This window comes from Paenibacillus sp. 1001270B_150601_E10 (assembly GCF_015558675.1).
Classification (GTDB): domain Bacteria; phylum Bacillota; class Bacilli; order Paenibacillales; family Paenibacillaceae; genus Paenibacillus_B.
Window position 1 is genome coordinate 147,384 of sequence record NZ_JADMOL010000003.1, and the last position, 21,820, is coordinate 169,203.

Sequence of the window (21,820 nt, forward strand, 5' to 3'; positions counted from 1 at the left end):
ATATCAGGCATCGTTTACAATAAATCCATACATCACGTCTAATTGCAGGGAGTTGAAATTTAGTGAACTCATCATCGATCTGGATTGTTGGAGCAGGATGCGGAATTGGCTTAGGCATTGCCAAATCATTTGGCAAGCGCGGCTATGCGCCTGTTCTCATTACGAAGGATGAAGACAATCTTCAACACATGAAACAAGCTTTGCTCGAACATAACATTGAGGCAACAGGTATAGTCGCTTATTCAGGAGATGTCAAAGGATTAACTGCTGCTTTAACTGAACTCTTGGAAGCTCAAGGCACTCCAGAGGTACTGGTATACAATGCATCGGCTCATACGCCTGGCTACCCTTCGGAAGTGTCGACCGAGGATATGCTCCAAGATTTCCAAGTGAATGTGCTTGGAGCCGCAGCCTCTGTGCAGACTGTACTTCCTAAGATGAAGGAACAGGGCAAGGGCTCGATCCTGCTTACTGGAGGCGGACAAGCTCTGCATCCCACAGCAACGCTCGCATCGCTCGGCATTGGCAAATCAGGACTTCGCAGTCTTGCACTCAGTCTTCATGATGAGCTGAAGCCTCATGGCTTATACGCGGGAACTTTAACGGTCTGCGGCTTTGTTCAAGAAGGAACACCTTTTGATTCAAAGTCGATCGGGGATGCCTTCTATAGGATGCATGCGGAGAAAAAAGAGGCAGAGGTACAATTAAAGCCTTAATGGGTGTATGGCGGTAAGTCAGTATCATAACAATACTTATTAACATGTACCAGCTTCGAACGATTATGAAACAATAATAGGGTGTGTTTCTACTGCGAAACGCATCGGTAGCTATTTCATGACGATTGTTTGCTAGCTTCATCTGATGAACAAAATGATGTAACAAAAAAGAGACGGCATTTCTATCTTATCGATAGACATACCGTCTCTTTTGTATCTATGCGCCTTAGCGCTTAATATGCTTCGACACTTCGATACGCGTAAGCGCACGTTGAAGAGACACTTCAGCACGACGGAAGTCGACGTGGTCTTTCTTGCTGCGCTCAATCATCTTCAGGCGTTGCTCCGCACGAACCATCGCTGCCTTCGCACGATCTAGATCGATATCTTCTGGCAGCTCCGCACTTTCAGCAAGGATGACGACCTTGTTCTGGCCAACTTCAATGAAGCCGCCATGAACCGCAAGCCAAAGCTCTTTGCCGTTCATCTTTATCTTAACTGGTGAGATTCGAAGCGGCGTTACTAAAGGAATATGACCCGCCATAATACCAAGATCACCTTCAACGCCTTTTACGACAACCATATCCACTTGTTCAGCGAATACTTTGCGTTCAGGAGTAACGATTTCTAACAAAAAGGTACTCAACTGCGGTTTCCTCCTTCCGTTCCACATCTGTTACAAGATGCAGACCGTATCACGTCACGCTAACGCCTTACAGCGTCTTCGCTTTCTCCACAGCTTCTTCGATCGAACCAACGAACAAGAATGCCGCTTCTGGCAAGTCGTCATGTTTACCATCCAGGATTTCCTTAAAGCTGCGTACGGTTTCTTTAACAGGTACATACTTACCAGCAAGACCTGTAAACTGTTCCGCAACGTGGAATGGCTGAGACAAGAAGCGCTGAACCTTACGTGCACGTGCAACGGTCAGCTTATCTTCTTCAGACAACTCGTCCATACCCAAGATGTTAATGATATCTTGAAGCTCTCTGTAACGTTGAAGAAGACGTTTAACGCCTTGAGCTACATTATAGTGCTCTTCTCCGACAACGTCTGGAGTGAGGATACGAGAAGAAGATGCGAGTGGATCTACCGCTGGGAAGATACCCATCTCGGAGATCTTACGCTCCAAGTTCGTCGTTGCATCCAAGTGAGCAAACGTTGTTGCTGGCGCTGGATCCGTATAGTCATCCGCAGGAACGTAGATCGCTTGAATAGAGGTTACAGAACCTTTCTTCGTCGATGTAATACGCTCTTGAAGCTGACCCATTTCAGTAGCAAGCGTCGGCTGGTAACCTACCGCAGATGGCATACGGCCAAGCAACGCGGATACCTCGGAACCTGCTTGAGTAAAGCGGAAGATGTTATCGATGAAGAGCAACACGTCTTTGCCTTCTTGATCACGGAAGTATTCCGCCATCGTAAGACCTGTCAAGGCTACACGAAGACGAGCACCAGGTGGTTCATTCATCTGACCGAATACCATCGCCGTCTTGTTGATTACGCCGGAATCCTTCATTTCATGGTACAAGTCGTTACCTTCACGAGTACGCTCACCAACACCGGAGAATACGGAGATACCGCCGTGCTCTTGCGCGATGTTGTTGATCAATTCCTGAATCGTAACGGTTTTACCTACACCAGCACCACCGAAGAGACCGATCTTACCGCCCTTCGCATAAGGAGCGAGCAAGTCGATAACTTTGATACCCGTTTCAAGCATCTCTGCTTGAGTGGAAAGTTCTTCAAACTTCGGTGCTTCGCGGTGAATGGGGCTTTGATGCTCAGCGACCACTTCACCAACGTTATCGATTGGGTTACCCAATACGTTAAATACACGACCAAGTGTGATATTACCCACTGGTACAGAGATTGGAGCACCAAGGTCAACAGCCTCCATGCCGCGCACCATACCATCTGTAGAAGACATCGCAATACAACGAAGAGTGTTGTCACCCAAATGCACAGCTGCTTCCAGCGTCAGGCTGATGTCAGGCGCGCCAGGAGTGGTTGATTTGTGCTCAACCTTGATTGCGTTCAAAATTTCCGGAAGTTGACCACGTTCGAACTCAATGTCGACAACCGGACCCATAACGCTTATCACGCGTCCTTTGTTCATCTTGTTCCCTCCTCTGATGAATTCGATAGCAAAAAACGCTCATCGATTCATACTAAATCAAAACTCGCATATACCGAATTAGCCTTGTGCGTTCGCTCCGGCTACGATTTCTGTAATTTCTTGCGTAATGGCCGCTTGACGAGCACGGTTGTACGTCAACGTGAGGCTGGAGATCATCTCCGAAGCGTTCTTCGTTGCAGAACCCATAGCCGTCATACGCGCTCCAAATTCACTTGCCTTTGCATCCAAGACGGCGCTATAAATTAGTGTTTCTGCATATTTCGGCAGCAAGTGCTCAAGCACAACCTCAGGAGACGGCTCAAATTCATACGATGCAGTAAGTCCATCACCATGATGAGCTGTAGCATCGTCTTCCAATGGAAGGAGACGTTTCTCCGTTGGGATATGGGTCAAGGCGTTAACGAATTGGTTGTAGAAGATATTCAATTCGTCATATTGCTCTTCGTCGAAATATTTAACTGCTTTATAGGCGATCGTTTTGATATCCGCAAAGGTAGGCGAATCTGGCAATTCCGTAATCTCCTCCACAATCGGTAAACCACGACGGCGGAAGTAGTCACGTCCTTTACGTCCAATTACAAACAGTGCGTATTCATCCTTCGATGTATGGCGCTCACGAATCGTATCCATTACCAAACGAATAATGTTGGCATTGTATCCGCCCGCAAGACCACGGTCGGAAGTCACAACGAGATAGCCTGTCTTTTTCACCGGACGCTTCACGAGCATCGGATGAGACACGCCTCTTGTTCCGGATGCGATGCTTGCCACAACCTCTTTAAGCTTATCCGCATAGGGACGAGCGGCTTGAGCTTGCTCTTGAGCACGGCGTAGCTTTGCAGCTGCAACCATCTCCATCGCTTTCGTGATCTGCTTCGTACTTTGAATACTCTTAATTTGGCGTTTAATTTCGCGCATTCCTTTAGCCACTTACGTTTCACCTGCCTTAAGCGCTTTGCATGAGGCAAAGCAAACTTCTCGTTCCGGTTGTGAGTTTGGGCAGGTCATCTGACCATACCCTACTCACGCTCTATTATTAAGCTGATACAGCAAAGCCCTTCTTGAACTGATTCACAGCTTCTACAATACCGTCTTCGATTTCCTTGGACAAATCTTTCGTCTCACGGATACCATCAAGCACGGACTTGTAGTTGGTTTCAACGAACTTCAAGAAATCATGCTCAAAGCGAGTGACGTCTTGAACAGGAATCTCATCGATATGTCCCTTCGTTGCGACGTACAAGCTGACAACCTGCTTCTCAACCGGAAGCGGTTGGTGTACGCCTTGCTTCAAGATTTCCATCAGACGAGCACCGCGGTTCAAACGAGACAAAGTGGACTTATCAAGGTCGGAACCGAACTGTGCGAACGCTTGAAGCTCGCGATATTGAGCCAGGTCAAGACGCAGTGTACCTGCTACTTTTTTCATGGCTTTAATTTGAGCGGAACCACCAACACGGGATACAGAGATACCAACGTTGATCGCTGGACGCTGACCAGAGTAGAACAAGTCTGACTCAAGGAAGATCTGACCGTCCGTGATAGAGATTACGTTTGTTGGAATATACGCCGATACGTCGGAAGCTTGCGTTTCGATAAATGGCAAGGCAGTCAAGGAACCGCCACCAAGCTCGTCACTAAGCTTCGCTGCACGCTCTAGCAAGCGGGAGTGCAAGTAGAAAACATCCCCTGGATATGCTTCACGGCCCGGAGGACGACGAAGCAGCAAGGAAAGCTCACGATAAGCAGCCGCTTGTTTGGTCAAGTCATCGTAAATGACGAGCACGTGCTCGCCTTTGTACATGAAGTACTCGCCCATAGCACAACCTGCGTACGGAGCCAAGTAAAGAAGCGGAGATGGCTCAGAAGCAGCAGCTGTAACAACGATTGTGTACTCAAGCGCACCGTTGCGACGAAGTGTTTCCACAACTTGTGCAACAGTAGATTGTTTTTGACCGATAGCAACGTAAATACATTTTACGCCATTACCCTTTTGGTTGAGAATTGTGTCGATCGCGATTGCCGTCTTACCTGTCTGACGGTCACCGATGATCAATTCGCGCTGACCACGGCCGATTGGAACCATGGAATCAATCGCTTTGATACCTGTTTGCATTGGCTCATGTACCGATTTACGATCGATAACACCCGGAGCATTTGCTTCAACAGGACGGAATTCTGACGCTTCGATTGGACCTTTGCCGTCCACTGGTTGACCGAGCGGGTTCACGACGCGGCCAAGCATTGCTTCACCAACTGGAACCTCCATAATGCGTCCAGTACGTTTAACTTCGTCACCCTCGCGAATATCTGTGTAAGGTCCGAGAATAACGACACCGACATTGTTCTCCTCAAGGTTAAGGGCCATACCCATAACGCCGTTAGAGAATTCGAGCAACTCACCCTGCATACATTGTTCGAGACCATATACGCGAGCAATACCGTCACCGACATAGATTACTGTGCCGACCTCGGATACTTCGATCTCGGCTTTATATTTCTCGATTTGACTTTTAATCAGCGTGCTGATTTCATCAGGTCTAATGCTCAATTCGCTTCACCCCATTCTACCTTGCTTATTTCATTAATTTTTGCAATTGCTTCAGCTTGCCGGACAAGCTTCCATCATAGAGACGATCTCCGATTCGAACCTGAAGTCCGCCGATAATCGAAGGATCGACAATGTTTTTAATGCGAATCTTCTTATTAAGCTGCTTACCGAAAGTAGCTGCAACAGATTCCTTTTCCGCATCAGGAAGCGGCACTGCCGATGTCACGATCGCATCTGCTACACCAAGTGCAGCACTAGCAATCTGAACATAACTATTAAGCACTTCATTCAACACATGAATGCGCCCACGTTCAATAAGGAGCTGAACTGTATCTAGAACCGTATCCGAAGTTTGATCCTTGAATGTCTCAAGCAAAATATTCATTTTGCCCTTGGTATCAATCTTCGGCGTCGTTAATAGCACTTGTAGATCATGATTAGAAGTAATCGCTTGGACCACGGATTCAAGCTGCTGTTCGGTTTCCAACACCGTGTTCTTCTCTTGAGCAAGCTCGAACAGGGCCTTCGCATATCGTTTTGCAACAGCGGTCTCACGATTCATTATTGTTTGCCCCCTACCTCATTCAGGTATTGGTCAACCAATTCCGTTTGATCCTTCTCATCGATTTCTTTGGTCAGGATCTTGGATGCGATCGCGACGGACATGCTGCTCACTTCACCACGCAGCGCTGCAATAGCTTTTTCCTTCTCATTCTCGATATCACGAGCTGCACTATCCTTAAGACGAGTTGTTTCTTCTTTCGCCTTCTCGATGATTTCATCAGCTTGAAGGGAAGAGCTGCGCTTCGCCTGCTCGATAATATCGTGAGCCTCTTTACGTGCCGTAGCAAGGGCTTCTTTCTGCTCATCGATATATTGCTGAGCTTGCGTGCGACTGCTTGCAGCCTCATCAAGCTGTTGCTTGACTAGCTCACGACGCTTCTCCATAACGGAGAATAATGGGCCGAATGCGTATTTGGAAAGCAATAAGTACAAAATACCAAATGCAACGATAGCCCACACGAAATTTTCCCATACAAAACTCAATGCAGTCACTCCTTTCCGATAACATCACGCGAGGCAACCAGTAGGTGCGCTCCATCATTAAGCCAGTCTAGCAAAAGCTAGACATGATCGAAGCATCTCGCATATGGACAATCTATGGTTACTTGTTCAGGAATCTTCATTCACATACGTTCTTGCATAAAAGTAAGGCGCGGATGGCATCGGCCTTCCCCGCCAGACCGTTGTCTATAAATTAAGAGAACATGATCAAGAACGCGATAAGTGTTGCAGCAAGAGGAATAACCTCTACGATACCAACACCGATAAACATCGTTGTTTGAAGAACGCTTTTCGCTTCAGGTTGACGAGCGATCGATTCAACCGTGCGGCTTACGATCATACCGTTACCAAGACCAGCGCCCAATGCGCCCAAACCTACTGCAATTGCTGCTGCTAACATTTCCATGAGTTAAATCCTCCTCAAAATTATCATTCATAATATAGTGGGTATTGCTATTGATCTCACCTTCGATACTTCTAGGTATCTATCGGAAGAGTTAATCAATGTTCCTCGTGCACGGTAGCTTGAGCGATGTAAACCATCGTCAGCATCGTGAAGATAAAGGCCTGCAAGGCACCTACGAAAATACTGAATCCCTGCCATGCGGCAACAAACGGGAGTCCGAATACACTTGCCTTGATCAAGGTTGAGAGAATAACCTCACCTGCAAAGATATTGGCAAACAAACGGATTGCGAGAGCAATTGGCTTCGCCAAGTTCTCAACAATGTTAAGTGGTAGGAAAACCCAGAATGGCTGTACATAGTGCTTCAGATAGTGCTTGCCATTGTCTTTAAGACCCATAAAGTTTACAAGTACGAATACCATGAAAGCTAGACCTGCAGTGATCGATAGATCCGCAGTTGGCGACTTCCACCATAGAATATGAGCATGTTCATTGGTAAGAGTAGCCTGAATCGGCTGTCCAAAAATGTTTTGGACGCCATGAGCCTCCGTAATGACCGCAAACGGCAATCCTAGCAAGTTGGCAACAAAGATGAAGAGCATCAATGTCAGCCCTAGGGAAATATATTTGCGTCCATGCTTCAAATCCATTGCACTTGAGATCAGATTCTCAACAAATTCCACAACCCATTCCATAAAGTTCTGCAATTTGCCTGGGTTCTCAACAGATAGATTGCGAACCGCTAATCTAGCAAGCACCATGACCACGATAATCGTGACAAGCAGCATACCGATAGCGGATAAATCAAAGCGCAATCCTCCCAATACAATTATCGGCGAATCATGCATGTCGTTGTGTTCACCCCTTTCCGATAAGATGGTTAATGCTTATTCTTCATACTGAAAACAAGGGCCACAACCAAAATCAAAAGCTGGGCCAAGAATAACCCTATTATCGTAAACACCAGAGAAACTTGCTCGAACTTTACGGCAATCATAATTGCAAGCAGCCCAATGCATAGTCTGGTGACGAAACCAAAACTGAATCTTTTCTTGTCAGTTTGTGTCGCCATCTCGGTGACCTGACTGACTTTAGTCGACAAATAGCGCACATTAATAAGTCCAGCTGCTAACCCCAAGGTCATACCAAGCGTGTAGGCTCGGTAATCAGGCAACAACGCGTATCCAAAGAGCAGCAGAGACATGAGAAGGAAGATTACTCTTGTCGTGCCATTTACGATGGCGTGCATCTCATTCATGTTGCTCCCCCAAGAACTTTCTAACTAGCCAAACGATGTTCACAATCCCTAGCAAAAGTCCTATGATAGCCCCAAGACCAATCCACAGTCTTGGCCCTTCATATATATGCATAAGCCACTTTCCTAGCAAAAAGCCAACCACAATGTACCCGATTAACGTAAAACCGGCTCCACCAATAGCAAGAGCCATACGCCATGCACTTGAATTCGCTTCCTTTTTCTTCATAGGATATTTTTCCCATATCATTTTATCGAAGAATTAAAACATTTGTCAACGAATGTTAGCTGTTATTTGCGGTACTTTTTTGGTCTGTGAAAACGTTCCAACTGTACAGTAACACTGTATACTCTGAGGCTTTAAGTTACAAGCAGAGAGTTAGTTATTTTGTGAACATTGTGTGAAAACTGGACGGTTTTTCCTTTTGTAGGCCAAAACTGTGAAGTATCGCACTGACAATACGTTCCGACGCTTTTCCGTCGCCGTAAGGGTTCGCAGCCTTGCTCATTTTTGAATAGACGCTTTCATCGGTTAAAAGGAGCTTCGCTCGCTCATAAATACGAGCTTCATCTGTTCCTACCAATTCAAGTGTTCCTGCATCAATACCTTCTGGTCGCTCTGTTGTCTCGCGAAGAACAAGCACCGGAATGCCAAAGGATGGTGCCTCCTCTTGAAGACCGCCGGAATCCGTTAAGATAAGATGGGTGTGCGGATAGAAGTTGTGAAGATCCACCACATCGAGCGGTTCAATCAATTTAATACGAGGATGGTCGCCAAGCATCTCGTGAGCAGGCTCACGAACGGCAGGACTAGGATGAACCGGGTAAACGATCGCTACGTCCTCAAATTCGTCTGCAATGCGTCGAACAGCCCGGAAGATATTACGGTGCGGCTCCCCTTGAGATTCACGGCGATGGGCAGTCATAAGAATCATGCGCTTACCCTTTGCCCAGTCCAGTACCTCATGGGAATAATCAGGACGTACTGTATATTGAAACACATCCGTGACTGTGTTGCCTGTGACATATATCGATGACTCTGATTTATTTTCTTTTCTCAGGTTGTTCGCTGACCAATCCGTTGGTGAAAAGTGAAGATCGGCAATGATACCTGTAAGCTGGCGATTCATTTCTTCTGGATATGGAGACATCTTGTTCCATGTACGAAGCCCTGCTTCTACATGTCCTACCTTGATTTGCTGCAGGAAGGACGCATAGCTTGCCAAGAAGGTTGTTAGGGTATCCCCGTGAACAAGCACAATATCCGGTTTCGCTTCTCGCAGGACTGGTTCTAGCCCTTGCAGCACTCGGATGGAGATATCATTGAGCGTTTGACGCTGCTGCATGATATCAAGATCATAATCTGGCTTAATGTTGAATACTTCTAGCACTTGGTCAAGCATTTGGCGATGCTGCGCCGTCACGCATACGATGGACTCGATCTCTTCTGGATGCTTTTCCAATTCGAGAATGAGCGGTGCCATCTTAATCGCTTCCGGGCGTACGCCAAATACAGTCATGACTTTTAACTTGCGCATAGAGATGCCCCCGTTCTGTCCTGATATCTACTATAACAGGCCATCCTTATGGAACAGGACGGCCTCGCTTATAGATTAAAATTACGTGTTTCTCAAACATGCTCTTTATAGATCGCTTCAAGCACATCTAGAAGTTTGTATTTACAAAAGGAAAGGATAGCCTTTCATAGTAAACTCTCACAAAACCCTTTTTTTAAAGAGCGATTGACGCTTATAGCACTCTTCTTTCCAACAAGAGTAAAGAAGACTTTCGTTCTTGAAGGAAAGAAGAATACTAATTACGTACGTACGAATCCTTACTTGGTTCCAAACAAGCGGTCGCCTGCGTCGCCAAGACCAGGAATAATGTATCCATGATCGTCAAGCTTCTCATCAAGCGCTGCCAGATAGATATCTACATCCGGATGCGCTTCTTGAACAGCCTTTACGCCTTCAGGAGCGGCGATCAAGCACATGAGCTTAATTTGCGTGCAGTTACGTTTCTTCAGCACATCGATGGCCGCAATTGCAGAGCCGCCTGTTGCAAGCATCGGATCAATAACGATCAATTCACGCTCTTGGACATCCGTAGGAAGCTTCGTGTAATACTCCACCGGCATTAATGTCTCTGGATCACGGAACAAGCCAACATGTCCAATTTTAGCGCCTGGGATCAGCTTAACAACGCCCTCAACCATGCCAAGACCTGCACGAAGAATCGGAATCAAGCCAAGCATGCGCCCAGCAATGATATTGGATTGTGTCTTCGCTACAGGGGTTTCCACCTCAATTGCCTCAAGACGCAATTCACGCGTAATTTCATAAGCCATCAGGGTAGCGACTTCATCCACAAGCTCACGGAAGTCTTTGGTGCTTGTCCGCTTATCCCGAATCAAAGTAATTTTGTGTTGAATCAATGGGTGATCGCAAATGATCAGTTTGCTCATAAAAAATTGTCCCTCCGCTTTATACTCTTTGCTGACTCATATCGTTGTTTAATGGTTGATCAGTGTGAAACAGCCCCTATTATAACATCCCTTGTTCAGAACTGCACATTAACTCAATCATGAAAAACATTTTAGCCATAAAATGTTTTTAGAAAAACTGTAAAAAGCTATCCAAAATATTTGTAAACATTCCTTCTGTTGGTTATACATTCCTCTTACAAGGATCGATTCGGATCAATTTCAGCCAATAACAGTCGGCAAATCAGCTTTATTATCGGCAGTCTTATGAAAAACATGAGTCTGTTCACAAAAAATTTTGAAAAGGGAGGATCCTCACAAAAATTTTCATTACATTCGGAAAATAGGAAAGCAAACGACATTCATTTTCATAGAAAATTCAGTCTGATGATTTATCGTTCTCTGTGGATACTGCACATGATAATAGAAGAAACATGTACTTCTTACGAGGTAAAAGACCTCTCTAAGAATAGAGAGGTCTTGGTGTATGACAGGGTGGTTCTGTACTCTATAAGATGCCCTGCACCCTAATGCTAGTATTTCAGCTCAGAATACAACGGATATTGATCTGTCAATTCACGGACCATAGAGCGAGCTTGGCCCAATACTGCCTCGTCGGTTGGATTTTTCAACGTCAAGGCAATGATCTCGCCGATCTTCTTCATCGCATCTTCATCCATGCCACGAGAAGTAGCGGCAGGTGTACCGATACGGATACCACTCGTTACAAACGGGCTGGTTGGATCGAATGGGATCGCATTTTTATTGACCGTAATGCCTACTTCATCAAGCACCTTTTCTGCATCTTTACCCGTAATGTTAATATTGCGAGTATCGATGAGCATAAGGTGGTTGTCTGTACCGCCCGATACTAAGTTCAAACCTTCTGCCTGCAAGGACTCCGCAAGCACTTGGGCATTTTTCACCACTTGCTCAGCGTATGTCTTGAAGGACGGTTGAAGCGCCTCACCCAATGCAACCGCTTTGGATGCAATCACATGCATGAGAGGGCCGCCTTGCGTTCCTGGGAAGACTGCTTTGTCAATCGCTTGCGCCCATGCTTTGCGGCAAAGAATCAAGCCACCGCGAGGACCGCGAAGCGTCTTATGCGTCGTTGTTGTCACAAAGTGAGCATGAGGAACTGGGTTTGGATGAAGTCCAGCAGCCACAAGTCCTGCAATGTGTGCCATATCCACCATGAAGAGGGCGCCAACATCATTAGCAATGCTAGCCAACGCTTCAAAGTCGATGATACGAGGATATGCACTTGCTCCTGCTACGATCATTTTCGGGCGATGCTTGAATGCTGCCTTGCGCACGTCATCATAATCGATGCGGAACGTTTCTTCATTTACGCCATAGGCAACAAAGTTATACAAGAGCCCTGAAGCATTCACCGGGCTTCCATGCGTCAAGTGGCCGCCATGAGCAAGATTCATTCCGAGCACGGTATCTCCTGGCTTCAATGCGGCAAGGTAAACCGCCATATTCGCCTGTGCGCCAGAGTGCGGCTGAACGTTTGCATGCTCTGCACCGAATAGTTCTTTCGCGCGATCGCGAGCAAGATCCTCAACAATATCAACATGCTCACAACCACCATAATAGCGGCGGCCTGGATACCCTTCTGCATACTTATTCGTTAGAACGGTGCCCATGGCCTCCATAACGGCTTCGCTAACAATGTTCTCGGATGCGATAAGCTCAATGTTGTGACGTTGACGCTGAAGCTCAAGATTCATTGCCTGCAATACTTCTGGATCCTGCTGTCTCAAATGATCAACCATAGACGTTTCGTCCTCCCCGGTTATTGTAATATTCAAATCGGAATGCCGGAGCATTCTTCGATTAGACAAAGTAGAGCTGCTCTTAAAAGTGCAGGGTATATTCAACAAACTGAATTTACTTGCAATTCATGGAGCTGTCCTGAATGACAGGCGCTTCATATACAGCACGCGCTCCGCCTATCAGCTTCGGTCTTGTTGCGGCCATCGCCACATGTGCGTGACCGATCGTTTTAATGGAAGTACGAAGTGGAATAGCCACTCTACGCAAATGCATGCCGATCAAGGTTTCCCCAATATCGATGCCGGCGTGCGCCGTAATTTCCTCAACAAGACAAGCCTCGGCAAGCTTCTGATAAGCCGCAGCAGCCATCGAGCCTCCAGCTCTCGGAACAGGAACCGCACTGACCTCGGTAAAGCCAAGCTGCTCGCACACCTTGCGCTCTACAACCAAGGCTCGATTCAAATGCTCACAGCATTGAAAGGCCAAATGAACACCGTACTCTTGGCTTAATACAGCAAGCCCTTCAAATAAAGCCTCAGCAACCTCAATCGTGCCCGCTGTTCCAATACGCTCTCCGAGCACTTCACTTGTACTGCAACCAATGACAACAAGCTGTCCCGGTTTTAATTTTGCAGCCTCTGCCAACACATGTGCGGCTTGGGCGGCTTCTTCGCGAACCGTTTCGATCCATGGCTGTGTCATCTTACCCAACCCTTTCCTGCACGATTCTTTCTAATCCCCTTTACTTTTTGAAAGATTAAACCGTGATGTTGTTCTTATCGATGTTGTTCTTCGATTTCCTTTAATTTGTTCAAACGCCCGATATGGCGCTCTCCCTCACTGAATGGAGTAGACAGCCATGTGCGCACGATCTCTTTTGCCAGCCCAGGGCCAACTACGCGTTCTCCGATGGCAAGCACATTCGTATCGTTATGCTCTCTTGTAGCCTGTGCGGAGAACAGGTCATGAACCAAGGCACAGCGAATGCCTCGAACCTTGTTGGCTGCGATGGACATGCCAATTCCAGTTCCGCATATTAAGATCCCGCGATCTGCAGTACCCTCTGCAACAAGCTTTGCTACAGGCAGCGCATAATCGGGATAGTCTACTGAATCGTTGCAATGACAGCCCTGATCCATAATCTCATGACCCATCTCCTTGATAACCGAGATGATGTCATCCTTTAAATTCACTCCAGCGTGATCCGCTCCAATCGCGATTAACACGTGATTCCCCCCGCTTCTAATTCGGTGGTTGAACACCATTCATTTTCCAGCATATTCGATGCTATCTTCAAACGGCTTGACGTTTTACATCAGGTTCGTTCTGTGATAGTTCTATTATAGCTAATTTGCCGAAAAAATGGCGGAAGCGGTTGAAATCATTTCAGCGCACTTCCTTTAGCCTCCAGTTAGTGGACATAACCATGAGGAAATAAACAAAAAAAGAGCACAGTATGCTTATTGCATACCTTGCTCTTTTGCCCAGGCGACCGGCCGCAGCTCTAGTGCTCCATCGTGGTATCCCACTCTTGTCGCCAGTTACACTAGAGTCTTATTCATGTAGCTGAATCATATCGTATTTGATGAAAGAAATCAATCTATTTTTCAGAAAGACGTCGCAGTAGTTGACTCAACGCTTCTTCAATTTCCTCTGCCGTCTGCTTATACTGTTGAAGCGTACCTCCGTACGGGTCCCCGATATCCATATCCGGAAGCTGCAGCTGCAGCCGATGAAGTTCTTCCATCTCTTCCGTAGTAGGTTGTTCGCCAAGAGCCAGCTTCAATTGAAGCTCAGTAACCAACGCATTCAAGGCTCCCTGGATATTATGCTGATCCTCATCCACATGAACGTATTCCTTCAGTGTAAAAGTCTTGTCCGACGCTTCCGGAAACCGCTGAAGAACATGCTGTTTGTGTCCAAGTGTCAGGGTCAATATCAGATCCGCCCAAGACACGGCTTGTCCACTCAGTGCTTGTGAACGAAATGCCTCGTTGCCCATCTGACGATCTTTTAGCACCTGCTTCGCATGTTCTGACATCGGCGTGCCCTCCCACGCAGATACGCCGGCTGACTGAACCTCTATCGAGACACCTCGCGTCTTTGCCATATGGCGAAGCATGGATTCCGCCATCGGACTTCGGCAAGTGTTACCCGTACATATGAATAGAATGTTTGTCATGCTATCCCTCCATCTCTTTCACTGTTAGCCGCACCTATCATTCAATAGTCCTTAGCCGTTACGATCTTTTCACCACATTGCTTATATTAAAAACAGCAGGCCAAACGTAAACAAAATGGCACCGCCAACGGCTTCCCCATACTCACCAAACAGGCGTGAGCCAACTCGTTTACCAAGCATCAAACCAACGGCTGACATCATTCCGCCGAATATGCCAAACGCTAGAATCGTCAGCATCAGGTTGGTATGGAACATGCCAAGCGAGACACCGACAGAAAAAGAGTCCACGCTTACACTTAATGAGAACAGCAGGCTGCCCGCCACACTATCCATCGCTCTCCATTCAGGCCCTTCCTCTTTAAAAGCATTGTAGATCATATGAACGCCAAGGAGGACTAATAAGCCGCCGGCAGCAAAGATCGTAATCTGACCAAGTAAAGAACTCATATAAGTTCCTGCCTGTACGCCTATAATCGGCAAAACCATATGAAAGCAAGCGATCAACAGGCTGATGCGAAACATGTACCATCGACCGACTCCGCGCATTCCAAGGCCAAGGCATAATGAGAAAGCATCGAAGCCTAATGCCACAGCCATCATTATAACCGTTAGCCACTCCCCAACAGATATGGATGTTCCTATCATCCGGCTCTCCCCTTGTCCATGCATCTATCTGAGCGTATGCGGACAAGGCTTGAAACATGACTAGCGGCACCTCGCCATAAGGAGGCTGACATTCCTGTTGAGCAGGCATCGTGCCCTATCAACGAAGTTAATTACTTGAGAGGTGCGATGTGATTTGTTATACAAAAATAACTTGATGGCCTGCTGCCTTCAACAACCGATTCATTAACGCAAGCCCGAGACCTTCATAGGAGCAAGCCTCTGCCAAGATGTAAGTGACGCCCGCTTCATCAAAGTGTCGAAGCGCATCGTATAATCGATTGGCACCCACTTCTAAGTGCTTCAAGCTTCCGAGCTCAGCCACGACATCCGCCTCATATCGATCGATATGCTCGTGAAAAGCAAGTATGCCTGTCTTTTCTCCACGGCTCTTAGCTCTTTTCATATCCTGCTGAATATACTCGGAGACCCGTGCATCCGAATCTCCCTGCACGAGCTGGAGCTTGCCCTTTGGGGCATAGTGGGTGTACTTCATACCCGGCGACCTTGGCGCAGTAGCAGACGACATCGTTGAAGCCTCTTTACTAGGCTGATCAAGTGAGCTCGATGTCTCTGACAGCCTTGCCATCGCTCCCTCCGGATCGACCGCTGGGTCTACCGTAACGTTAGGGCATATTTCCTTCAGCATCGCAACGGTAATTCCGCCAGGCCGGAGTACATGAATATGGTTCTCTTTTACTTCGACGACCGTAGACTCAAGTCCTACTCCAGTTGCACCGCCGTCCATAATCCCTGCAATAAGACCGCCAAGATCCTCCAGCACATGCACAGCACGCGTTGGACTCGGTCTGCCTGAACGATTGGCGCTTGGAGCGGCAATCGGCTTGGCTGCAGATCGGATTAATCGCAGCGCTAGACCATGATCAGGCATGCGAATGCCAACGGTAGATAAGCCCGCTGTTACACTGCTTGATACCGCGTCTTGCCGAACCGGAAGCACAATGGTAAGCGGCCCCGGCCAGTAGGCATCCATTAACTGCTCTGCAATAGCAGGACAGCTGTCAACGAGAGCCCCAAGCTGCTCACGATCTGCAATATGCACGATAAGTGGATTATCCGAAGGCCTTCCTTTGGCAGCAAATATGCGAGCCACAGCTTCCGACGAAGTCGCATCTGCTCCAAGACCATATACGGTTTCAGTTGGAAACGCCACCGTCTCCCCCTGCTGGAGCAGTTCCGCTGCCTCTGCAAGCGCTGTTTGCTGATCCGCATCTGAGAGCATATCCATCTTCCATACTCTAGTATTCAGTTCACCATGCGCTGAACATGCCGAATCATACTTGTTATTCTTCATCAACCATCCGTCCTACATCAAAGGTGCGATATTGAAACAGCTTGTCCCCCCCGTCATAGACCAGAGATTCCTCGAATGATCTCCATGGCTTCACCAGCTGCCCTATTAATAGGAACCTATACAGGCTGCACACCTTCACTAATTTTTCTACTATGGTAAAAAAAGATGCCGAGCATTGCTTACGACATCTTTCGTACATCGATTCTATATATGAATTATACACGATAATAGCTCAATCTTCGATATTCCAATATCGGAAAGGCATGTTTTCCTCGATGTTTCCTAGTTTCGACTTTTATTAGAGTAAACGACACGACTGAATTTAATCTCTTATCCAAATAACGATTTCACCAAATCCATGATCCAATTAATCAATGTGATCATCATGTCTACTAGGAAAAAACGAACCTCTTTCTCTTGACCGCCTTCGTGCTCCGATGCAGCCTGCTCCCCTGTCCCCGCACTTTGCTTGCTTGCGGATTCATTAGAGCCTTTGTCTTGCTCCTTCTTATCATCAGACGTCTCAGCTGCTGTTGCTGTACCTTCACTTCCATCTACAAAGCATAGCGGCGGGAATAATACGCACCACCAATTCTGACCTGAGCCTTCGCCTAACGTAATTCGAAGCGCCTCGTAATCACCGGCAGGATACACCTCTCCACCGTACAGCTTTGCTGGAAACGGAACGACCTTTAGCTCTGCCTTCACATTATAGCCTTTGCCGTGCTGTTGAACGACAGCCTCAGCTGTTTCCTGAAGCTCTTCCAGATGGCTTTCAATAAAAGCTCTTGCCTCTTCTCTGCTTGCTGGCTGTGCCTGCTCACGGAGCCATGTATTGATCTGCTGAACAACTTGATCGCGAACCTTGCGCTTCAAGTCTTGGTCTTCTTCAGAATCAGAGTTGGCAAGAATCCGAAGCCGAATCGCATCCTCCGGGATACTGCCTTGTTCAGCCTGTTGCGTTGCTCCTTGCTCTTCCTTTGCAAATGCCGTTGTATGATCCCAACTCATCACTGCTGCTGCGAGAATGACGCTGAGCAGCACCATGTTCATCCATTTACGAATATTCATGATAGGTAACTCCTTGTGAGGTTGGGCGCGCCTCTTAGCCATCATTATGTCCGAAGCGCTCTCAAGCTAAACCTATCAATCTATGAAATTCAAAAAGGATGAATCTTCTTACAAATTGAAAGAATGGTAGTCTCCGCAACTTAGATTCTAAATAAGTACAAAAGAACCCCTATGCAGGACCACAGGGGTTGTTCGATGTGAGTACACCATCTTAAGGATGATAGTCCACCTTGGAATATGATTCATTTCGGCATTAGATCTGTGATCCAATTTTCAATGAGATACATAAGCAAACGTGATAAAAAGATAAACCTGCGATGTGGTCGTCACGAATGCTATCGTTCATCGCGATCGATCGACTTGATTCCTAGCACATGCCTTTCAATTCCAGCCAAGTCTTTTACGATGCGCACGCTCGTCCAATGACCGTGCTCCTCGATAAGTCTTGCCACATCTCCTGCTTGCCCTTGTCCCAATTCAAAAGCAATCATTGACGGGAGCTCACTCCAGCCCTTCATCATGTCCATCATACGGCGATAAGGGTCTAGTCCATCCCTGCCTCCAACTAATGCTAAGTGAGGCTCGAAGTCTCTTACCTCGCGTTGAAGGCCTGACATGTCTTCTTCCGGGATATAGGGTGGGTTCGATATCAGAATATCAAGGCGCCGGCCTTCTAGCGGGAGCAGCAGATCTCCCTCCAGCCACTCGATCGAGGAAGCTGCGCTTAGTGCTTCCGCATTATGCTGAGCCATCTTTAGCGCATCTGGAGAAATATCGACGCCGATCATGTTCCAATGCGGTCGCTCCAGTGCAAGCGTGCAGACGATTGCTCCGCTGCCTGTCCCAATATCCGCAGCTATTACAGGTGTCTCGGAGGCCCACATGCGCCCTGCTTCCTCTAATACAGCCTCGACCAGGAGCTCGGTCTCCGGGCGAGGAATCAGCACGTCCTTCGACACCTCGAAGCGCCGGCCATAGAAATAAGCCTCACCCATCACATATTGTGTCGGCTCCCCTTGGGACCGACGGGAAATGGCATCCTCAAAGGCTGCAGCGGCTTCTTCTGGGAGCGATTCTGCAAGATAGAGCAAATAAGCCGCACGATCCCAGTTCAGCACATGCCGAAGCAGCAGTTCTGCATGATGCGCTCCATCCTCGACACCACTATTGGATAAATAAGAAGAAGCCTGTACCCAGGCTTCCCTTACAGTGAGCGGCCATACGAGGTGGAACGGCTCGTTTGAGCCATCTCCATCGCAGGTTCTCATCATACTTGATTCTCCTTCTCCAACAGCTCTGCTTGTTCTGTGAGCGTGAGTGCTTGGATGATGTCTTCAAGCTCACCGTTCATTACATAGTCAAGCTTGTGGAGCGTAAGGCCGATGCGGTGATCGGTTACGCGGCTTTGCGGGAAGTTATAGGTGCGAATCCGCTCACTGCGGTCCCCTGTTCCCACTTTGCTTTTACGCTCGCCAGCGTATTTTGCTTCTTCTTCCTGACGCTTAATATCATAAATACGAGAGCGCAATACTTGAAGCGCCTTCGCCTTGTTATCGTTTTGAGATTTGCCGTCCTGACATGTCGCTACGATGCCTGTCGGAATATGCGTTACGCGCACCGCTGACTTTGTCGTATTGACGGACTGTCCGCCTGCACCAGAGGAACAGAACGTGTCTACGCGAATGTCCTTATCCATAATCTCAACTTCAAAGTCTTCGATTTCCGGCATAACTGCCACTGTAGACGTCGATGTATGAATACGGCCGCCAGATTCCGTTGCCGGAATGCGCTGAACGCGATGAGCGCCGCTCTCATACTTCATCTTGCTGTACGCGCCTTTGCCGCTGATCATGAAGATTACTTCCTTGAAGCCGCCAAGATCGCTAATGTTGGCTTCCAGCAGCTCTGTGCGCCAACCTTGCATATCGGCATAACGGTTGTACATGCGGTACAAGTCTGCTGCAAAGAGGGCCGCTTCATCTCCACCTGCTGCCCCACGAATCTCAACGATAACGTTCTTATCATCGTTAGGGTCCTTAGGCAGCAGCAGAATACGAACACGCTCCTCCAAATCCTGCTTGCGCGCGCTGAGATCCTCGATCTCCATCTTCACCATCTCGCGCATCTCATCATCAAGCTTCTCCTGCAGCATCGTCTTTGCTGCTTCCAATTCACTTGTGACCGTCTTCATCTCCATGTAGGTCTCATAGGCTTCCTGGAGATCGGATTGCTCCTTCGAATAATCACGAAGCTTCTTCGTGTCATTCGCTACGTCCGGGTCACACAACAGCTCGCTTAGCTTCTCGTATCGATCTGCCAGCGCTTGCAAACGATCCATCATGATGCGTTCACCTCTCCATCTATAGTACGTATTCATGTGCAGGAGGTGCATCTGCCCAGCACCTGCACGATTAATCAGCAGGATGAAGCTGCAAGTCTATTACGTCCGCAACATCATGCAGCAACATTCCAGCTTCAATCGATTCAACAACCAACGCTTGCCCCCAACCCTCAGTCAGAAGCGATTGAGCTTGGCTATACGTTGAATCTAAAATGCATGACGTCTCCGTCGTTCACTACATATTCCTTGCCTTCAAGTCTCAGCTTGCCTTGTTCTCTAGCTACAGCCATCGTACCTGCAGCGACAAGATCATCATAGGATACAACCTCAGCTCGGATAAAGCCACGCTCAAAGTCCGTGTGAATAACACCCGCAGCCTGCGGCGCCTTCATTCCCTTGCGAATCGTCCAAGCGCGCACTTCCTGCACCCCTGCTGTAAAGTACGTATACAGACCAAGCAGGCGATAAGCAGCCTTAATCAGACGATTCAGACCGGATTCCTCCAAGCCGAGCTCTTCCAAGAACATATCGCGGTCTTCGCCTTCAAGCTCTGCGATCTCTGCCTCTACCTTGGCGCTGATCGGCACCACCTCGGCTCCTTCTTCAGCCGCAAACTCCTTCACCTTCAAGACATACGGATTGTTGTCTGCGGAGGACACCTCATCCTCGCTCACATTCGCTGCATAAAGCACAGGCTTAACCGTAAGCAAATGCAGCTCGCGAATCAATGCGCGCTCGTCATCGCTCAGTTCGACACTGCGTACAGGCATATCGTTATAGAGGGCTTCCTTGATCTTTTCAAGAACTGCTGCTTCTGCAGCATACTTCTTGTCGCCGCTCTTCATGTTTTTCTTCGTGCGGTCAAGACGCTTCTCAACGGATTCCAGGTCCGCCAAGATCAATTCCAGATTAATGGTCTGAATATCGCTGATAGGATCAACCTTGCCATCAACATGCGTGATGTTCTCATCCTCGAAGCAGCGAACCACATGCACAATCGCATCGACTTCACGGATGTGCGCAAGGAACTTGTTGCCAAGCCCTTCGCCTTTGCTCGCGCCGCGAACAAGACCTGCGATATCTACGAATTCAAAAGCAGTAGGAACCGTACGATTAGGCGTAACCAGCTCTGTAAGCTTGTTCAAGCGCTCATCCGGCACTTCAACCACACCCACGTTAGGATCAATTGTACAAAACGGATAGTTCGCGGATTCCGCTCCTGCTTGTGTAATTGCGTTAAATAGTGTGGATTTGCCCACGTTTGGCAAACCTACGATACCTGCTTTTAGTGCCATTTCTGCATCCATCTCCCTTAGTTGATCTCATATATGGTCCATTACGCATCAACAGAGCGCGTCCCAGCGAACCGCTCTTCGTTCAACCATCAGTCATTATGAACAACGCAACCAGACGTGTCCGAATGCGTCCAAAAAAATAAGTTGTTTAAAATTCCTTACTCATTATAACCAACAACATGAAAAAAACCTAGCCGCTGACTAGATTTTTAAGCCTAGATCTCATAAATCGGTTGTGATAGTTCTATTATAGCAGATAATGACCCTTATTGTCGTTATTCCGGCTTTGGATCAGCAGGAAATTTCCGCCGCCGCATACTTCTTTGGCATTGGTTCCACACTAACATCGAACACCTAAACATCTATATTGGAAGGATGAGGCTCCATGGAAAATAAAACGCACAAGGGCAATTACAAAGGCACAACCAACATGCATGCGAAAAATCAGGATATGGCCTTCGTCAACGATACGGTGGAGCAAGCCAAGACCGCGGTACCGTTCCAACAGCAAAAAAAGAAGACCGACTAACCTTCTTCGTCCGTCAGGCCTGC

The 21,820-nt window shown here is 47.6% G+C and carries 24 protein-coding genes and 1 riboswitch; of the genes, 2 read left to right on the forward strand and 22 right to left on the reverse strand.

What is annotated here, in order from left to right:
• Nucleotides 1-62: 62 nt before the first annotated feature.
• Nucleotides 63-716: an SDR family NAD(P)-dependent oxidoreductase gene (locus I2H74_RS09360; RefSeq protein ID WP_195573691.1), complete on the forward strand. Its 654-nt coding sequence runs from the start codon at nt 63-65 to the stop codon at nt 714-716.
• 226 nt (nt 717-942) lie between these two features.
• Here the strand turns inward: I2H74_RS09360 and I2H74_RS09365 are convergent, their stop codons facing one another.
• The 22 genes from I2H74_RS09365 to ychF all read right to left on the reverse strand — a co-directional run bounded on the left by I2H74_RS09365 (nt 943) and on the right by ychF (nt 21,268).
• Entirely contained in the window at nt 943-1,362 is a 420-nt protein-coding gene (locus I2H74_RS09365) for a F0F1 ATP synthase subunit epsilon (RefSeq protein WP_195573693.1), read from the reverse strand.
• 67 nt (nt 1,363-1,429) lie between these two features.
• The gene (gene atpD, locus I2H74_RS09370) at nt 1,430-2,836 is read right to left on the reverse strand and encodes a F0F1 ATP synthase subunit beta (RefSeq protein ID WP_195573695.1); all 1,407 of its coding nucleotides are present in this window, start codon (nt 2,834-2,836) and stop codon (nt 1,430-1,432) included.
• A gap of 78 nt (nt 2,837-2,914) precedes the next feature.
• Nucleotides 2,915-3,787, reverse strand: coding sequence for an ATP synthase F1 subunit gamma (gene atpG / locus I2H74_RS09375; protein WP_324254039.1), 873 nt, complete (start codon nt 3,785-3,787; stop codon nt 2,915-2,917).
• Between the two features lie 106 nt (nt 3,788-3,893).
• A complete protein-coding gene (gene atpA / locus I2H74_RS09380) occupies nt 3,894-5,408 on the reverse strand; it encodes a F0F1 ATP synthase subunit alpha (protein ID WP_195573697.1) in 1,515 nt (504 codons plus the stop codon).
• Between the two features lie 25 nt (nt 5,409-5,433).
• Nucleotides 5,434-5,970 carry a F0F1 ATP synthase subunit delta gene (locus I2H74_RS09385; protein ID WP_195573699.1) on the reverse strand — a complete coding sequence of 179 codons (537 nt, stop codon included), beginning with the start codon at nt 5,968-5,970 and terminating at the stop codon, nt 5,434-5,436.
• Nucleotides 5,970-6,455, reverse strand: coding sequence for a F0F1 ATP synthase subunit B (atpF, locus tag I2H74_RS09390; protein WP_195573701.1), 486 nt, complete (start codon nt 6,453-6,455; stop codon nt 5,970-5,972). Before atpF ends, I2H74_RS09385 begins: the two co-directional genes overlap by 1 nt.
• A gap of 211 nt (nt 6,456-6,666) precedes the next feature.
• On the reverse strand, nt 6,667-6,879 hold the full coding sequence (gene atpE, locus I2H74_RS09395) for a F0F1 ATP synthase subunit C (protein ID WP_195573703.1): 213 nt from the start codon (nt 6,877-6,879) through the stop codon (nt 6,667-6,669).
• Between the two features lie 95 nt (nt 6,880-6,974).
• Complete coding sequence (atpB, locus tag I2H74_RS09400; RefSeq protein WP_195573704.1) at nt 6,975-7,727, reverse strand: F0F1 ATP synthase subunit A; 753 nt, start codon at nt 7,725-7,727, stop codon at nt 6,975-6,977.
• Between the two features lie 32 nt (nt 7,728-7,759).
• Nucleotides 7,760-8,137 carry an ATP synthase subunit I gene (locus I2H74_RS09405; protein WP_195573705.1) on the reverse strand — a complete coding sequence of 126 codons (378 nt, stop codon included), beginning with the start codon at nt 8,135-8,137 and terminating at the stop codon, nt 7,760-7,762.
• On the reverse strand, nt 8,130-8,363 hold the full coding sequence (locus tag I2H74_RS09410) for an ATPase F0F1 (protein WP_195573706.1): 234 nt from the start codon (nt 8,361-8,363) through the stop codon (nt 8,130-8,132). The genes I2H74_RS09405 and I2H74_RS09410 overlap by 8 nt, the downstream gene beginning before the upstream one ends.
• Nucleotides 8,364-8,517: 154 nt before the next feature.
• Complete coding sequence (gene wecB, locus I2H74_RS09415; protein WP_195573707.1) at nt 8,518-9,672, reverse strand: non-hydrolyzing UDP-N-acetylglucosamine 2-epimerase; 1,155 nt, start codon at nt 9,670-9,672, stop codon at nt 8,518-8,520.
• 296 nt (nt 9,673-9,968) lie between these two features.
• Nucleotides 9,969-10,598, reverse strand: a complete 630-nt coding sequence (gene upp / locus I2H74_RS09420; protein WP_195573708.1) for a uracil phosphoribosyltransferase — start codon at nt 10,596-10,598, stop codon at nt 9,969-9,971.
• Between the two features lie 551 nt (nt 10,599-11,149).
• A complete protein-coding gene (gene glyA / locus I2H74_RS09425; RefSeq protein WP_195573709.1) occupies nt 11,150-12,400 on the reverse strand; it encodes a serine hydroxymethyltransferase in 1,251 nt (416 codons plus the stop codon).
• A 115-nt stretch (nt 12,401-12,515) separates the two neighbouring features.
• On the reverse strand, nt 12,516-13,103 hold the full coding sequence (locus I2H74_RS09430) for a TIGR01440 family protein (protein ID WP_195573710.1): 588 nt from the start codon (nt 13,101-13,103) through the stop codon (nt 12,516-12,518).
• Between the two features lie 74 nt (nt 13,104-13,177).
• Nucleotides 13,178-13,627 (reverse strand): ribose 5-phosphate isomerase B, encoded by a 450-nt coding sequence (gene rpiB, locus I2H74_RS09435; protein WP_324254040.1) that lies wholly within the window; start codon nt 13,625-13,627, stop codon nt 13,178-13,180.
• A 249-nt stretch (nt 13,628-13,876) separates the two neighbouring features.
• A riboswitch (ZMP/ZTP riboswitch) is annotated at nt 13,877-13,956 on the reverse strand.
• A 45-nt stretch (nt 13,957-14,001) separates the two neighbouring features.
• Nucleotides 14,002-14,583: a low molecular weight protein arginine phosphatase gene (locus I2H74_RS09440; RefSeq protein WP_195573712.1), complete on the reverse strand. Its 582-nt coding sequence runs from the start codon at nt 14,581-14,583 to the stop codon at nt 14,002-14,004.
• Nucleotides 14,584-14,664: 81 nt separating this feature from the next.
• Nucleotides 14,665-15,228: a manganese efflux pump MntP family protein gene (locus tag I2H74_RS09445; protein WP_195573713.1), complete on the reverse strand. Its 564-nt coding sequence runs from the start codon at nt 15,226-15,228 to the stop codon at nt 14,665-14,667.
• A gap of 157 nt (nt 15,229-15,385) precedes the next feature.
• Nucleotides 15,386-16,561 (reverse strand): L-threonylcarbamoyladenylate synthase, encoded by a 1,176-nt coding sequence (locus I2H74_RS09450; RefSeq protein ID WP_195573714.1) that lies wholly within the window; start codon nt 16,559-16,561, stop codon nt 15,386-15,388.
• Nucleotides 16,562-16,891: 330 nt separating this feature from the next.
• Nucleotides 16,892-17,632: a stage II sporulation protein R gene (spoIIR, locus tag I2H74_RS09460; protein ID WP_195573716.1), complete on the reverse strand. Its 741-nt coding sequence runs from the start codon at nt 17,630-17,632 to the stop codon at nt 16,892-16,894.
• 335 nt (nt 17,633-17,967) lie between these two features.
• Complete coding sequence (gene prmC / locus I2H74_RS09465; RefSeq protein WP_229106536.1) at nt 17,968-18,903, reverse strand: peptide chain release factor N(5)-glutamine methyltransferase; 936 nt, start codon at nt 18,901-18,903, stop codon at nt 17,968-17,970.
• Complete coding sequence (prfA, locus tag I2H74_RS09470) at nt 18,900-19,973, reverse strand: peptide chain release factor 1 (RefSeq protein WP_195573717.1); 1,074 nt, start codon at nt 19,971-19,973, stop codon at nt 18,900-18,902. The genes prmC and prfA overlap by 4 nt, the downstream gene beginning before the upstream one ends.
• A gap of 194 nt (nt 19,974-20,167) precedes the next feature.
• Entirely contained in the window at nt 20,168-21,268 is a 1,101-nt protein-coding gene (gene ychF, locus I2H74_RS09475; protein WP_195573718.1) for a redox-regulated ATPase YchF, read from the reverse strand.
• A gap of 385 nt (nt 21,269-21,653) precedes the next feature.
• Here ychF and I2H74_RS09480 point away from each other — a divergent pair, with 385 nt between their 5' ends.
• Nucleotides 21,654-21,797 (forward strand): hypothetical protein, encoded by a 144-nt coding sequence (locus I2H74_RS09480; protein ID WP_195573719.1) that lies wholly within the window; start codon nt 21,654-21,656, stop codon nt 21,795-21,797.
• Nucleotides 21,798-21,820 lie beyond the last annotated feature (23 nt).